Consider the following 13,990-nt stretch of genomic DNA (forward strand, 5'->3'; position numbering starts at 1 on the left):
GACTAACGTGTGCGGATGGGCCCTACTTCGTTCGGGAGGAGACGACCGTGCTGATCCGTCGCGAACGCGTCGACGACGCCGCTGCCATCGCGGCGGTGCATCGCAGCGCATTCGCACCGCGCTATGCCCCCGCCGCCGCGTCCGGTGGCCGCCCCGGCGCCGACCCGCCCGAGGTCGACCTGGTCGCCCAGCTGCGCAGTGACGAGGGTTGGATCCCGACGCTCTCGCTGGTGGCGATCGAGCACGACAGCGTGGTCGGCCACCTATGCTTGACCAGAGCCGCCGTCGGCCCGTTCCCCGTGCTGGCGCTCGGCCCGATCGGCGTTCTCGCCGACCATCAGGGCGCCGGAGTCGGCTCCGCCCTCATGCACGCGGCGCTCGGCGCCGCGGACGCCCTCGACGAACCACTGATCGGCCTGCTCGGCAGCCTGGAGTTCTACCCGCGCTTCGGTTTCGTCCCCGCCGCCCGCCTCGGCATCACCCCCGACGACCCGTCGTGGATCAGCCACTTCCAGGTCCGCTCCCTCTCGGCCTACGACTCCCAGATCGCCGGCGAATTCCACTACGCCGAACCGTTTTACAACCTCTGAGCACCACCGCTCGACTCGGACGCATACGGGACAGGCGACCTGCGCCGCAGACGAACGGCCCGGGCGCTAGGCCCACGGGTCGATGACGGGCACCCCGGCAGCTCGGAACGGCGCGGTATCGCGAGTGGCGACGGCCATTCGAGCGGCGCTGGCCGTCGCGGCGATATAGCCGTCGGCAGTCCCGATCGCCGCACCGGTGGCGCGCGCAGCCGCCATGAGTTCGGCGTACACCGCAGAGGTGGTCAGGTCGAAAGCGAGTATTCGCTCGGCGAACAGAGGCAACACGCGTGTTTCGAACCTGTCGCGCAGTGTGTCTCGCCGCCTGCCCGCAGGCATCGCGGCAATTCCGAACCGGAGTTCGGCCACAGTGACAGCTGACAGGTACAAAGTGCGCAGAGGTTGAGCATTGATCCAAGCGACTACACGCGAGTCCGGAGCCTTGCGCAGCGGTTCGGAGATGACGTTGGTGTCGAGAACGATCACTCGAACTCCATGGGAGGGATCGGCCGTCGGTCACGGGCGTTCAGGGCGTCGAACTCGTCATCGGTGAGTTCGATCTCACGACCGATCTCCGCCAACAACGACCCGAGTTCGACCTGTGCCACAGGCGTGACGGCTTCGATGAGGATCGCGCGGACTTCCGCCTCGGTACTGCGTCCATGCTGGGCCGCGCGCACACGCAGTGCCTCGCGTACCTCGTCGGGTAGATCACGAACGGTCAGCCTGGCCATATCCACTCACCCACTCCGAGTCGACGGCAATAGCGTCATTGCCTTCATTGCCTTCAATCATAGACGGCGATCGCACTCGGAGACACCTTGTCGAGCGCTCGGCGAAGGCGCGGCGAATGCCCGGCGGTGCACCTGGGAGGATGAACCCCATGAGTTCCGCTCCACCCGTCTCGGACGAACGCCGCTACGTGCTGACTCTCGGCTGCCCGGATCGGCCGGGCATCATCGCCCGGATCACGTCGTTCATCGCCGAGTTCGGCGGCTCGATCGTGGAGGCGGGGTATCACTCCGACGCGGATACCGGCTGGTTCTTCACGCGTCAGGCGATCAGGGCCGCGACGGTGCCGTTCGGCATCGCGGAGCTGCGTGACCGGTTCGCCGGAGTGGCGGCGGAACTGGGGCCGGAGAGCGAATGGCAACTGCTGGACTCCGGCGCGCGCCGTCGCGCGGTACTGCTGGTCAGCAAGGACGGCCATTGTCTGCACGATTTGCTCGGACGCGCCGCAAGCGGTGAACTGCCCGCCACCATCGAGGCGGTGATCGGCAACCATCCGGATCTGGCGGCGATGACCGAGGCGCACGGGGTGAAGTTCCATCACGTGCCGTTCCCGAAGGACCCGGCCGAGCGCGGTCCCGCGTTCGAAGAGGTCCGCGCCCTGGTGGACGCGCACGATCCGCACGCGGTGGTGCTGGCGCGGTTCATGCAGGTGCTGCCGGCCGAGTTGTGCGAACACTGGGCGGGCAAGGCGATCAACATCCATCACAGCTTCCTGCCCTCGTTCGTCGGCGCTCGCCCGTACCACCAGGCTTTCGCCCGTGGCGTGAAGCTGATCGGAGCAACCTGCCACTACGTGACCCCGGAACTGGACGCGGGCCCGATCATCGAGCAGGACGTCATCCGCATCGACCACGCGGACGAAGTGCGCGACATGGTCCGCCAAGGTCGCGACATCGAGCGGGTGGTTCTGGCGCGCGGGCTGCGCTGGCATCTGGAGGGCCGCGTCCTGGTGCACGGCCGCCGGACGGTCGTCTTCTCCTGACCGGCGCGAGCGGCTGGGCGCGTCAGCCCGCGAGGTCGGCGCGGCTGGACTTGCGCGTGGCGGCGAGGACGCGCGCGAGTTCCTCGTTGAACCGCACGTAGGCCTCGGCGTTGCCGAGATGCCCCGTGGGCAGCACCTGATAGCGCGCGAGACTGCCGGTCTGCCGGAGCATTTCGACGATCCGCTCGGAGTGCACCGGCGGCGTCATGTCGTCGAACTGCCCCGAGATCACCGTCGTGGGGACCACCAGATTCCGGGCCGACTCCCCGACATCCATCGTGGCCAGCAGGAATCCGAACTTGGCGCGCACCCGCGCGGGACACGACCGCACGATGGCCATGCTGAAATCCAACAGCTCGCCTTTGGCCGCGGTGCTGAGGATCTGACGCGCGAACAGCCAGCGCACCGGCGCGATGGGCGGGAAGACCATCGGGGCGCCGAGCCCGAGCCTGCCGAACAGGAACGGCAGCGGCACCTTCAACTGCAGCAGCCGCAGCGGACGGTTCAGCAGCGGCACGACCGTCGTCTCCAGGATCAACCGGTCCGCCGCGGTATTGGTCAGCAGCACCGCGAGCGCCTGATGCGCGACCCGCTCGGGATAGCGTCCCGCCCAGGCCTGCAGTGTCATGCCGCCGAGGCTGTGGCCGACGAGCACGGCCCGCTGCCCGGGCGCGAGCGCGGCGTCGAGCACGGCGGCCAAGTCGTCGGCCAGCAGCTCCATGGTCAGCTCGCTCGACCCGTATTCGCTCTCGCCGTGACCGCGCTGGTCGTAAGCGATCACCCGATAGTCACCGGCGAACGCGTTGATCTGCGGATTCCAGTATTCCAGGCAGCAGGTCCACCCGTGGACGAGCACGATGACGGGGGCATCCGACGGGCCGTAGGCGTGTACGCGCAGCCGGACGCCGTCACCGGTCTGGACCGGAATCACCTCGCGAGGCGCGGTCGGCGGGTTGAACGCGGCGGTCTGGTAGGTACGCGACCGCAAGTCGGCGCTGTGCGCGTCGCGCCAGCTCCGGAGCAGGCCCCGGAAGCTCGTCAACGCGGTCGGCAGCATGGCACGCATCGGACACTCCTTTGTGTTACTGCTAGATACAGTAACCCCGATTTGCGCCGCTTGCTAGTGCAAGCACCCTTACCTGTCGGCGAACTCCGCCCTCACCAGCGCGGACCCCGCTGCACCTCGTCCACCTTGGGCCGGACGTCGGCCAAGTAGACGCCCGTGGCGATGATCGCCGCGAAGGAGAGCAGGCCCAGACCCGCGGGGGAGAGCAGGAGCACGAGCACAGCCGCCCCGAGAATCGCCAGCCAGATCGGCTTGGTCAGTTTGTCCACCGCGGTGAACGCGTCCGGACGCTGACGCACGGCGTGGATCAGCGCGAAAATCGTCGCACCGAGCGCCGCCAGCCACAGCACCAGCAGGATCATCCCGGTCAATCCGTGCACCATATTCACCTCACCCATCATAGAAGCAACGCCCTCGCACACCAGGGGTGCGCGAGGGCGTCGAATCGCTTCAGCCGCGGGCCGTTCAGGGCTTCTTGGGAGCGGCCTTCTTGGCCGGAGCCTTCTTGGCCGCGGGGGCCTTCTTGGCCGGAGCCTTCTTGGCCTCACCGTTCACGACCGGAGCCGGGGTGGCCTCGGTGGTCACCTCGACGACCTCGGCCTCGACGACCGGCGCCGGGTCGATCTCTTCGTCGGCCGCGAGCTCGGCCTCCTTCGCCGGGCGGCCGATCAGTCCGTTGACGCGCCCGAGCACGTCCTCGGCGCGGCTGACCGCGTCGCCGTACAGCGTCTCGACCTTGCCGATCCGCTCGTCGACGACCTGGTTGGCGCGCAGCCGCTCGATCGTCTCCTCACCGCGGACGGCGAGGTCGGCGTAGATGTCCAGCGCCTGCCGGTAGTACTTCTCGGCCAGCGCCCGCAGCTCCTCGGCGGTGAACCGCTCGCGCAGTTCGGCGAGGTCGTCCGGCAGCTCCGACGGCAGGCCGGACAGCCGCTCACGCAGCGACTCGAACCGGTCCTGGACGTCGGCGGGAACGTTGGCGAAGCGCTCGCGCGCCTCCTCCACCCGGGCCTGCACCTCGGTGGCGGCCGCACGCTCGCGCACCTGCGCGAAAACGTCGTTGACGGCGGCGTAGAGGGCGTCACCCGCGCCGACGGTGGCGAGCAGGGGCTTGGTGACGGTGGCGTTCTTCTCGGTCATGGTGTTTCGTTCTCCTGGCGTGGCGGAGTTTCGGTTGTCGTGCGCGGAACGTCGCTGTCCCATACGTCCCCCCCTACCTCGTTTCCTCCGTTTTCCCGGCGAAACGATTCATAGATGTCCAGCAGCACCTGCTTCTGCCGCTCACTGATGAACGTGTCGGCGAGCAGTGCGTCCCGGACCGGACTGTGCGGCCGCTGCTCGAGATAGCCAGCCCGTACGTACAAGACCTCCGAGGAGACCCGCAGCGCTTTCGCGATCTGCGTGAGCACTTCGGCGGACGGATTTCGCAGTCCGCGCTCGATCTGGCTGAGATACGGATTGCTCACCCCCGCCAGCTGGGCGAGTTGACGCAACGAGACTTGCGCGGCTTCCCGCTGCGCCCTGATGAAGCCTCCGATGTCGTGCGCCGCACTGACGACGCGACCCCCTCGTTCGCCGATGCCGGACGAATGCTCGTCCGATCTCTCGGTGTACTCGGCGGAAACCTCGGGCTGGTCAGCCATCACTCACCTTCTGGCGGTTGTACGAATTCGATTCTAGGTCAGGGTGCTAGCTATTGCAAGCAGTCTGCTAGCAGCGTTTCGGCAAACGTTCCGCACGCCGCGGATCAACCGCCGAACATCAAGTGGGAAATCGTGTAGATCGTCAGTCCGGCAAGCGAACCGACGACGGTTCCGTTGATGCGGATGAATTGCAGATCCCGGCCGACCTGCAATTCGATCTTCTTGCTGGCTTCCTCGGCATCCCACCGGGCAACCGTGTCGGTGACCAGGGTGCTGATCTCACCGGCATAGTTTTCCACCAAGTAGCGCGCGCCGCGATCGATCCAGTTGTCGACCTTGGCCCGCATGTCCGCGTCGTCGCGCAAGCGCTCGCCGAGCTGCTGCACGTTCTCGGCGACCTTGCGCCGCAGCGTGCTGCTCGGATCGTCGGCGGACTCCAGGATCAGCCGCTTCGCCGCGCGCCAGGTGGCCGACGCGAGTCCGGTGATCTCCTCCCGGCCCATGATCTGCGCCTTGATCCGCTCCGCCTTTTTGATCATGGCGTCATCGAATTGCAGGTCCTCGGCGAATTCCTCCAGGAACCGGTTCGCGGCGAGACGGACCTCGTGCTCCGGATTGGAGCGGACTTTCCAGGTGAACTCGACCAGTTCCCGGTAGATCCGTTCGGAAAGCAAGATGTTGACGAATTTCGGCGCCCACTGCGGCGCGTCCCGCAACACGATCCGATCGATCGTCTCCTGGGATCCGAGCGCCCACTGGTGCGCGCGCTCGGCGAGCAGATCCAGCAACGCCAACTGCCGGTTGTCGGCGAGCAGTTCCGCCAGCACCCGTCCGATCGGCGGACCCCACAGCGGCTCGGCGATCCGCTTGACGATGGTGTTGTCGATGACCTGCTCCACGTCCTCGTCGCGCAGTACGCCGACGACGGCGCGCAGGATGGTCGAGCTCTCCTGCGCCACGCGCGCGGCATGACCCGGATCGGCCATCCAGCGCCCGACCCGCCAGGAGATCTGCGCCGAGTTCACCTTGGCCGACACCACCTCGGGCGCCAGGAAGTTCGTGCCGACGAACGTACCGAGACTGGCGCCGAGCTGGTCTTTCTTCCGCCGGATGATCGCCGTGTGCGGGATGGGCAGGCCGAGTGGATGACGGAACAGGGCGGTCACCGCGAACCAGTCCGCCAGGGCGCCGACCATGCCCGCCTCCGATGCGGCCCGCAGGTAGCCGACCCAGTCGCCGCCCGCCCCGCGCGATTCGGTCCAGCGGCAGAACAGATAGATCGCGGTGGCCAAGGCGAGCAGCCCGGTGGCGAACGCCTTCATCCGCCAGAGGTCACGACGCTTGGCCGCCTCGTCGAGCACGGCGGCGAAGCCGAGGGGCGCGGCGGCGTCTCCGGCGCGGTCGCCCCGGGCGTTCAGCACCGCGGTGTTGCCGGGAGCTTTCTCCATGCCTCCCATTCTGCTGTGCGCGGCGAAGTGAGCGAGCGGGGTGAGTGCCTGCGCACAAACCGGACGGGCCGGGCGCCGGACACGCCCGGACTGTGGTTCCTACCGCATCCGGGCTCAAAAGCGCATATCACGGGTATCGGGGACCTAAGCTGGTAGCTACCGGAGCACTTACGAACGAGGGAGCCCACGCTGTCCACCGAAGACCTTGTCGATGTCGGCGAGCGACCGTCGGCGGTGCGCGGCGGCCGGATGGACGGCCGCAAGCGCCGGTGGCGGCAACACAAGATCGACCGCAGGGAGGAACTCGTCGACGGCACTCTCGCCGCCGTGCGCGCCCGCGGCAGCAACGCGGGCATGGACGAGATCGCCGCGGAGATCGGCGTCTCCAAGACCGTGCTCTACCGCTACTTCTCCGACAAGAACGACCTCGTCCACGCGACCATGCAGCGGTTCATCGAGACCACGCTGATGCCGCGGGTGTACGGCGCGATCAGCCTGGACGCGGACGAATACCAGCTGGTGCGCTCGGCCCTGGCCGAGTACGTCGGCACGGTCGACGAGGACCCCGAGGTCTACCGCTTCATCATGGGCAACGGCTCGGCCGACCAGTCCTCGCTCGCGGAGTTCGAGAAGCTTTTCGCCGAGGTGGTGTGCGCGGTGATCACCGATCGCGCCAAGGACCGGGGCGTGGCGACCGAGGGCGCCGCGCTGGCGTCGTACGTGCTGGTCGGTGGCATCCAGCTGGCCACGCACTGGTGGACCACCAACAAGTCGCTGTCCCGCGAGGACGTGATCGATTACCTCACCATGCTCGCCTGGAGCGCCATCGAGGGCATGGCCCGCGCGGGCGGTTCGCCCGCCGCGTTCAACGCGCAGCAGCATGTGCTGCCCGCCCCCGAGACGCCGGCGCAAGACTGAATCGAGCCATCGGCCCTGGTGCTAGCTGGAGCGCTTGCAAAAGTTCACCAGCACTCTCGACTTTGCCGAATCCTTGGCTAGTCTGAACCCGAGCGGTGCGCCGAGTGCGTTGCGTCACCGCAGGCGCCGTACTCGACGGCGGTCCGTGCGGGTGTCCCGCACGCTGCCGCCCGCGTCCGTCGCTCCGACCGCGGCACCAACGGAGGTACCTCGATGGCGAAGCAAGTACCGACCTCTCGGCTTGCTCGTGGCACGAAGCTGGGCGCGGTGGCAGCCAGTTCGGTGCTTCGCACCCAGCGCGCGCGGTTGACCATGCGGGGCAGATCCGAGGCCGTCCGGGCGAAGATGGCCGAGGAATCGATGATCCGCACCACCGAGCAGGTGGTCACGGTGCTGGGCACCATGAAGGGCGTCGCCATGAAGCTCGGCCAGATGATGTCGGTGCTCGATCTGGATCTGGTGCCAGAGGACCATCGGGAGCGGTTCCAGAAACGCCTGGCCGTGCTGCGCAACGCGGCCCCGACGGTCTCCTTCGCGGCCATGCGCCAGGTGATCGAGGACGATTTCGGAAAGCCGCTCGACGCGGTCTTCGCCGAGTTCGACGCCGAGCCCGTCGCCGCCGCCTCGATCGGCCAGGTGTACCGGGCGCGACTACACGACGGCCGCCAGGTCGCGGTGAAGGTGCAGTATCCGGGCATCGATGCCGCGGTGCGCGCGGATCTGAAGAATCTCGCGATGTTCCGGCGCGTGCTCCAGTCCGCGATGCCGTGGGTGACGCCCGCGGTGCTGGACGAGCTGCGGCTGAACATGGAGGCCGAGCTGGACTACCGGGCCGAAGCGGCCACCCAGTTGCAGATCGCCGAGTTGTACGCCGGGCATCCGTTCGTCATCGTCCCGCGCTCGCTGCCGGAGTTCTCCACCACGCGGGTGCTGGTCACCGAATACGTGGAGGGCAAGGGCTTCGAAGAGATCCGGCAGCTGCCCCAAGCGGAGCGCAACCGGATCGGCGAGATCATCTACCGGTTCTACGTGGGATCGCTGTTCACCTTCAACGAATTCTGCGGCGACCCGCATCCGGGCAACGTGCTGCTGGCCGACGACGGCCGGGTCGGCTTCCTGGATTTCGGATTGTTCAACCGCATGGACGCCGAGCACGTGCAATTCGAGCTGGTCTGTCTGCGTGCCGCGGCAGAAGATCGCGCGGAAGACCTGCGCGAGTTGATGATCCAACGCGGCGTCATCGATTCGCCGCAGGAGATCGGCGCCGAGGAGTGCCTGGAATACGTACTGGCCGCCTCGGAATGGTGTCTGATCGACGAGGAACTGACCATCACTCCCGAGCTCGCCAGCGGCGCCTTCCTGCTCGCGGTCGATCCGAGGGCCAGCGAGTTCACCGGTATGAAGCAGCAGAATCTGCCGCCGGAGCACCTCTTCTCCCGCCGCGCCGACTTCCTGACCTTCGGCATGCTCGGTCACCTCGGCTGCACCGCGAACTGGCATCGCATCTCCAGGGAATGGCTCTACGACGAACCACCGGTCACCGAGCTCGGCCGGGCCCATCACGCCTGGCTCGCCGACCGCCCGCGCGCCGCGCCGCAACGGCCGCGCAAGAAGACCACCAAGTAGCCGCCGAACGGCGGCACGACCGCAGAACGGAAGACCATGGCAGACACACGGGAATTCGACCTAGTGCTCTTCGGCGCGACGGGTTTCGTCGGCAAGCTGACCGCGGAATATCTCACCGAGGCCGCGCCGGAATCCGCGCGAATCGCGCTGGCGGGACGATCGCTGGACAAGTTGACCGCCGCACGCGACGACCTCGGCTCGACGGCCGCGAACTGGGGTCTGGTGGTGGCCGACTCGACAGACCAGAGCGCGCTCGACGAGCTGGCGGCGCGCACCAAAGTCGTGGTCACCACCGTCGGCCCGTACCTGCGCTACGGGATGCCGCTGGTGGCGGCGTGCGCGAAGGCAGGAACCCATTACGCCGACCTCACCGGCGAGCCGCTGTTCATCCGCGACGCCATCGACAACTATCACGAACAGGCCGTCGCCACGGGCGCGAAGATCGTGAATTCCTGCGGCTACGACTCGATTCCGTCCGATCTGAGCGTGTATCAGCTCTACCGCCGCACGGTCGAGGACAACACCGGTGAGCTCGTCGACGTCACGCTGGTGGCTTCGCTCAAGGGCGGCGTCAGCGGCGGCACCATCGATTCCGGCCGCGCCATGATGGAGGCGATCGCCGCCGACCCGGCCAAGGGCAAGGTGATGTCGCACCCGTACTCGCTGAGCCCGGACAGGTCGATGGATCCCGACGTCGGCCGCCAGTCCGATCAGGCGCTGTCGCGGGCGAGCTCGATCGATCCCAGCCTGGACGGATGGGTCAGCACGTTCGTCATGGCCGCGCACAACACCAAGATCGTGCGCCGCAGCAACGGCCTGCTCGGCTGGGTGTACGGCAAGAACTTCCGCTACCGCGAAGTGATGAGCGCGGGGAAGTCCCGGGTGGCGCCGCTGGTAGCGGCGGGCATGGCGGGCGGCATCGTGGCGGGCATGACCGCGGGGGCGCTGTTGTCGCGGGCATCGGCGGGTCGCAAGCTGCTCGATCGCGTGCTGCCCAAGCCGGGCACCGGACCGAGCGAGCAGGCCCGCAAGAGCGGCTGGTTCAGCATGAAGACGTTCGCGCACACCACCTCGGGCGCGAAGTACGTGGCCACCTTCTCCGGCACCGGCGACCCGGGATACCAGGCCACCGCCGTACTGCTCGGCGAGAGCGGTCTGTGCCTGGCGTTCGACACGGAGAAGCAACCCGAACTCGCGGGCATTCTCACCCCGGCCGCGGCGATGGGCGACGCCCTCACCGAGCGACTGCGCGCGGCGGGCATGACGATCACCGTCGACCGCGCCTGAGGGACGCGCTCCGGTGAATCTCGCACGCAAGACGATGAATGCCCCCGCGCTCGCCGCGGTGTACGAACGCGCCTGGCGGCCGGCGCTGTTCTATCTCGCCAGTGGGCGGACGACCGCGTCCGACCGCCGCGACGCGGTCACCGCCCTGCGGCTCGGCGGCGCGCAGAAGGTGCTCGACATCGCCTGCGGACCGGGCAATTTCACCCGATACCTGAGTGAGGCGCTGTCCGGCGAGGGCTATGCGATCGGCGTGGACTACTCGGAGCCGATGCTGGCGCGCGCCGTCGCGGACAACGCCGGACCGCGCGTCGGGTATCTCCGCGGCGACGCGCGCAGGCTCCCGTTCGCGGACGGAACCTTCGACGCGGTCTGCTGTTTCGGCGCGCTCTACCTCATTCCGGACCCACTCGTCGCCGCTCGCGAGATGATTCGCGTTCTCGCTCCCGGTGGCCGGATCGCCATCACCACCAGCCACCGGGCGGCCAACCCCATCGGTGAGATGAGCCGCGTGGTCGGCGGTTTGAGCGGGCTGCGGGTGTTCGGCGCCCGGACCTTTCCCGCCCTGTTCGCCGAGGAGGGTTTGGTGGAGATCGACCAGCGGGTCCATCGCCTGCTCCAGTACGTCAGCGCGACGAAGCCCGCGCACTAGACCTCCGCGGTGACGGCCCGGATCAGGAACTCGAGCTTGTCCACGGTCCGATCGAGCGGAAGGGTGCTGCGCTCCACCCGGCACATCGCCACCGTGCCCTCGACCGCGGCGACGATCAGGGTGGCGGTCCGCTCGGCGTCGGCCTCGCTCGCGCCGTGGTCGCGCAACGACCGCGTCAGCAGGCCGGTCCAGTTCTCGAACGCGGCCGCGGCGGCCCGCTGCGGCTCGTCGTCGTCCCCCGGGCCCTCGATCGCGACCGCGAGCACCGGGCAGCCGGCCTGGAAATCATTGTCCGTCAGAACCTTCCGCCACATGTCGACGAACGACCGCAATCCCGCGACCGGCCCGGCGGGCAGCCCTTGCGCGAGTTTGCGGGCGGCCAGCGCATCGGCGAAGCGCACGGCTTCGGCCGCCAGCTGCGCTTTGCCGCCGGGGAAGTAGTGGTAGGTGGATCCCAGCGGAGCCTGGGCGTGCTTGGCCAGTTCCCGCACGCTGGTCGCGTTCAGACCGCGGCGGCGGATCATGTCGGCCGCGCCTGCCACCATTCGATCCCGCGCCTGCGGCGTTTCGGCCACCTTTCTCCTCCCATGTTCATGACGACTGTCATAGCCTATCGCGCGCAGGCGTGCGCGCGGCCGTGGGCGGTGGAACGTGACCCGCCACGCGCGGTCAGCCGATGTCATGCAATACCCGGCGCTGCGGGTCACCGGTATCGCAGCCGGTTCCGACGACCAACGCGGTGACGGCGGGCGGGTGCGGGCCGTTGAGCAGGATGAGCACCGCGTCGCCGCCCTGGAACGCGATGTCGGCCGAGCCGAGGACGGTGCGGTCGAGCCCGTTCGCGTGGACACAGCGTTGCAGCGCTTCGGGGTCGGAGAGGGAGCCGCTGACGGCGTGGCGGCCCAGCGCGCCGAGGGCCATGGTGGCGGTGACTTCGTCGTTTCCGATGGCGGGTCGCGCGGTGGGGGCTGGGTGGTCACGGCCGTCCATCGCCGAGATGGCCGAGCCGGCTGCGGCAAGGGCGACGATCGCCGCGGCTGCCGCGGCGAGCCAGCGCGCCCTGGCGCGGCGGTGCTCGTCGACAGCGACCGAGGGAGCCGCGCCGCGTTGGGAATATCCGATATCGAGCCGGGCCTCGCCCGCCCGCCCGCCCGCGATCGCGTGGACCGTGGTGTCCTGGGGTGATCGGAGCGCTTCGATGAATTCGGTCAGCCGGGCGGTGACGTCCTCGGGCATGGAGTGGATGACGCGTTCCTCCCGGCTCAGTGCACCCAATTCCGCGCTGATCTCATCCAGCCCGCGCAGATACCGCACCGCCTGCGGATCACGCGAGACGATCGGCCACAACTGCTCGCGCTGCGCGGCCGTCACATTGCCGGCATGCAGATCGGCCAGCAACCCCGGCGGGAACGGAGGCTGCGGCACCGTCCGGGTCGCCATCGCACCTCCGTTGTTCGCGTCCGACATCGCACCGATCCCCTCACCCCCAGGCCCGCCTGTGCATCGTTCAAAAGGTCGTCACTGTTATTGGACGCATCCCGACTGCTCTCGGTTCCCCGGATCGCCGAGAAAATCCAATTGCTTTTTCAACCACTGCCGCGTATGGACGCACCGGCTTCGATCGTCCCATCGGGCACGGCGAGCAACCGCCCGCAAGCCGCTGTAAACAGCTCGGGGACAACGGATCTGTCACGCTCCCGGCGAATGCCAGCTAGCCTCACTCCACAAGATCGCGTATTCCAGCCAGAGGACCCCGCCATGAACAGTCCCCTACCCACGCCCGCGTCCGCCCGAGGAGAGGCCACCGGGGATCTACTCGCGGGAAGGACCGCCGTTGTCACCGGGGCGAGCCGTGGCATCGGCCTGGCGATCGCGATCAGGTTCGCGTCGGAGGGGGCGAACGTCGCGATGATCGCCCGCACCCAGGAGCCGCACCCCAAGCTGCCCGGCACCATCCACACGGCCGCCGCGGAAGCGGAGGCCGCGGGTGGCGCGGTACTGCCGCTGGTGGCGGATGTCCGCGACGACAAGGCGATGGCGGAGGCGGTCGATCGGATCGCAGAGCGCTTCGGCGGCATCGATATCCTGGTCAACAACGCGGGATCGGTCGATCTCACCGGCGCCGAGCAGATCGGCATGCAGCGTTACGACCACATGCAAGCCGTCAATCTCCGCGCGCCGTTCCTGCTGTCCAAGCTGGCGCTGCCGCATCTGCGCGCCTCGGCGACGGCCGGGCGGAATCCACATATCCTCACCCTCTCTCCGCCGCTCAACATGAACCCCGAGCACGTAGGCAACGGCGTGGCCTACACCGTCTCCAAATACGGTGTCAGCATCGCCACCGTCGGTCTGGCACACGAGTTCCGGCCCTACGGCATCGCCGTGAACTCCCTGTGGCCGCGCACGAAGATCGACACCGCCGCGGTGCGCAATCTGCTCGGCGGCGCGGAAGCCGTCGCCGCGTCCCGCAACCCGTTCATCTGCGCGGACGCCGCTTTGCTGATCGTGACCAGCCCCGCCGCGACCTACACCGGCCGGCTGCTCCTGGACGAGGATGTCCTCGCTTCCCATGGCCGCACCGATCTGGACCACTACCGAGTCGTACCGGGCTCCGGCGCGCTCGCCAACGACCTTTTCATCGACGCGTAGAACACAACCGCGGAGATAGCCGAAGCACGCACCCGCACTGACTTTTCGGCCTCGAGATCAGCTTGTTCCGCAGGCGTCGGCAGGAACCGCCGCGACCCACGGTGCGCGTAAGGCGATCCGCCGCGGTGGTGGCTCGCCGATGTCACGGCGCGGACGGGGCGGTCCCGAGATCGACCATGCGGTGCAGGATCGCGGGCGCCAAGGCCAATTCGAATTCGGTTCCGCTGCTTTCGAACACGAAGGCCAGGAAGTCGTCGCGCGGTACCGGGGCCAAGCGGACCGAGCACTGCTCCCCCACGACCACCCAGCCGCCGACGGTCAACTGATCGGACATCGCCCCTCC

Annotated in this window: 17 protein-coding genes; 7 read left to right on the forward strand and 10 right to left on the reverse strand. The window is 68.2% G+C overall.

Annotated features, from left to right (window positions below; genetic code table 11):
• Positions 1-47: 47 nt before the first annotated feature.
• Positions 48-590 carry an N-acetyltransferase gene (locus AB0L97_RS00585; protein ID WP_364424346.1) on the forward strand — a complete coding sequence of 181 codons (543 nt, stop codon included), beginning with the start codon at positions 48-50 and terminating at the stop codon, positions 588-590.
• A 66-nt stretch (positions 591-656) separates the two neighbouring features.
• Here the strand turns inward: AB0L97_RS00585 and AB0L97_RS00590 are convergent, their stop codons facing one another.
• On the reverse strand, positions 657-1,073 hold the full coding sequence (locus AB0L97_RS00590; RefSeq protein WP_364424348.1) for a type II toxin-antitoxin system VapC family toxin: 417 nt from the start codon (positions 1,071-1,073) through the stop codon (positions 657-659).
• Positions 1,070-1,321 carry an Arc family DNA-binding protein gene (locus AB0L97_RS00595; RefSeq protein ID WP_364424350.1) on the reverse strand — a complete coding sequence of 84 codons (252 nt, stop codon included), beginning with the start codon at positions 1,319-1,321 and terminating at the stop codon, positions 1,070-1,072. Before AB0L97_RS00595 ends, AB0L97_RS00590 begins: the two co-directional genes overlap by 4 nt.
• A gap of 149 nt (positions 1,322-1,470) precedes the next feature.
• Here AB0L97_RS00595 and purU point away from each other — a divergent pair, with 149 nt between their 5' ends.
• Positions 1,471-2,361, forward strand: a complete 891-nt coding sequence (gene purU, locus AB0L97_RS00600; protein WP_355071886.1) for a formyltetrahydrofolate deformylase — start codon at positions 1,471-1,473, stop codon at positions 2,359-2,361.
• Between the two features lie 22 nt (positions 2,362-2,383).
• Here the strand turns inward: purU and AB0L97_RS00605 are convergent, their stop codons facing one another.
• The 5 genes from AB0L97_RS00605 to AB0L97_RS00625 all read right to left on the reverse strand — a co-directional run bounded on the left by AB0L97_RS00605 (position 2,384) and on the right by AB0L97_RS00625 (position 6,518).
• Complete coding sequence (locus tag AB0L97_RS00605; RefSeq protein ID WP_364424353.1) at positions 2,384-3,427, reverse strand: alpha/beta hydrolase; 1,044 nt, start codon at positions 3,425-3,427, stop codon at positions 2,384-2,386.
• A gap of 92 nt (positions 3,428-3,519) precedes the next feature.
• Positions 3,520-3,825: a DUF2516 family protein gene (locus AB0L97_RS00610; protein ID WP_350906782.1), complete on the reverse strand. Its 306-nt coding sequence runs from the start codon at positions 3,823-3,825 to the stop codon at positions 3,520-3,522.
• Positions 3,826-3,892: 67 nt separating this feature from the next.
• On the reverse strand, positions 3,893-4,567 hold the full coding sequence (locus AB0L97_RS00615) for a heparin-binding hemagglutinin (protein WP_355071883.1): 675 nt from the start codon (positions 4,565-4,567) through the stop codon (positions 3,893-3,895).
• Positions 4,564-5,070, reverse strand: coding sequence for a helix-turn-helix transcriptional regulator (locus AB0L97_RS00620; protein WP_355071881.1), 507 nt, complete (start codon positions 5,068-5,070; stop codon positions 4,564-4,566). The genes AB0L97_RS00615 and AB0L97_RS00620 overlap by 4 nt, the downstream gene beginning before the upstream one ends.
• 104 nt (positions 5,071-5,174) lie before the next feature.
• Positions 5,175-6,518, reverse strand: a complete 1,344-nt coding sequence (locus AB0L97_RS00625) for a DUF445 family protein (protein WP_355071879.1) — start codon at positions 6,516-6,518, stop codon at positions 5,175-5,177.
• 249 nt (positions 6,519-6,767) lie between these two features.
• Here AB0L97_RS00625 and AB0L97_RS00630 point away from each other — a divergent pair, with 249 nt between their 5' ends.
• The 4 genes from AB0L97_RS00630 (at position 6,768) to AB0L97_RS00645 (ending at position 10,998) form a co-directional block, all read left to right on the forward strand.
• Complete coding sequence (locus tag AB0L97_RS00630; RefSeq protein WP_355071877.1) at positions 6,768-7,436, forward strand: TetR/AcrR family transcriptional regulator; 669 nt, start codon at positions 6,768-6,770, stop codon at positions 7,434-7,436.
• Between the two features lie 213 nt (positions 7,437-7,649).
• The gene (locus AB0L97_RS00635; RefSeq protein WP_355071875.1) at positions 7,650-9,062 is read left to right on the forward strand and encodes an AarF/ABC1/UbiB kinase family protein; all 1,413 of its coding nucleotides are present in this window, start codon (positions 7,650-7,652) and stop codon (positions 9,060-9,062) included.
• Positions 9,063-9,098: 36 nt separating this feature from the next.
• The gene (locus tag AB0L97_RS00640; protein ID WP_364424358.1) at positions 9,099-10,349 is read left to right on the forward strand and encodes a saccharopine dehydrogenase NADP-binding domain-containing protein; all 1,251 of its coding nucleotides are present in this window, start codon (positions 9,099-9,101) and stop codon (positions 10,347-10,349) included.
• A 13-nt stretch (positions 10,350-10,362) separates the two neighbouring features.
• Positions 10,363-10,998, forward strand: a complete 636-nt coding sequence (locus tag AB0L97_RS00645; RefSeq protein ID WP_364424360.1) for a class I SAM-dependent methyltransferase — start codon at positions 10,363-10,365, stop codon at positions 10,996-10,998.
• Here AB0L97_RS00645 and AB0L97_RS00650 read toward each other — a convergent pair.
• Both AB0L97_RS00650 and AB0L97_RS00655 read right to left on the reverse strand, forming a co-directional pair.
• Positions 10,995-11,543, reverse strand: coding sequence for a TetR family transcriptional regulator (locus tag AB0L97_RS00650; RefSeq protein WP_364424863.1), 549 nt, complete (start codon positions 11,541-11,543; stop codon positions 10,995-10,997). The two genes, AB0L97_RS00645 and AB0L97_RS00650, sit on opposite strands and share 4 nt — an antisense overlap.
• 124 nt (positions 11,544-11,667) lie before the next feature.
• A complete protein-coding gene (locus AB0L97_RS00655) occupies positions 11,668-12,438 on the reverse strand; it encodes a hypothetical protein (RefSeq protein ID WP_364424363.1) in 771 nt (256 codons plus the stop codon).
• 318 nt (positions 12,439-12,756) lie between these two features.
• Here AB0L97_RS00655 and AB0L97_RS00660 point away from each other — a divergent pair, with 318 nt between their 5' ends.
• Positions 12,757-13,647: an SDR family oxidoreductase gene (locus tag AB0L97_RS00660; RefSeq protein WP_356962623.1), complete on the forward strand. Its 891-nt coding sequence runs from the start codon at positions 12,757-12,759 to the stop codon at positions 13,645-13,647.
• Positions 13,648-13,789: 142 nt separating this feature from the next.
• On the opposite strand, the gene AB0L97_RS00665 is transcribed toward AB0L97_RS00660, so the two are convergent.
• Positions 13,790-13,981, reverse strand: coding sequence for a hypothetical protein (locus tag AB0L97_RS00665; RefSeq protein ID WP_356962625.1), 192 nt, complete (start codon positions 13,979-13,981; stop codon positions 13,790-13,792).
• Between the last annotated feature and the right edge of the window lie 9 nt (positions 13,982-13,990).

The organism is Nocardia sp. NPDC051911 (assembly GCF_040681035.1).
Lineage (GTDB): Bacteria > Actinomycetota > Actinomycetes > Mycobacteriales > Mycobacteriaceae > Nocardia > Nocardia sichangensis.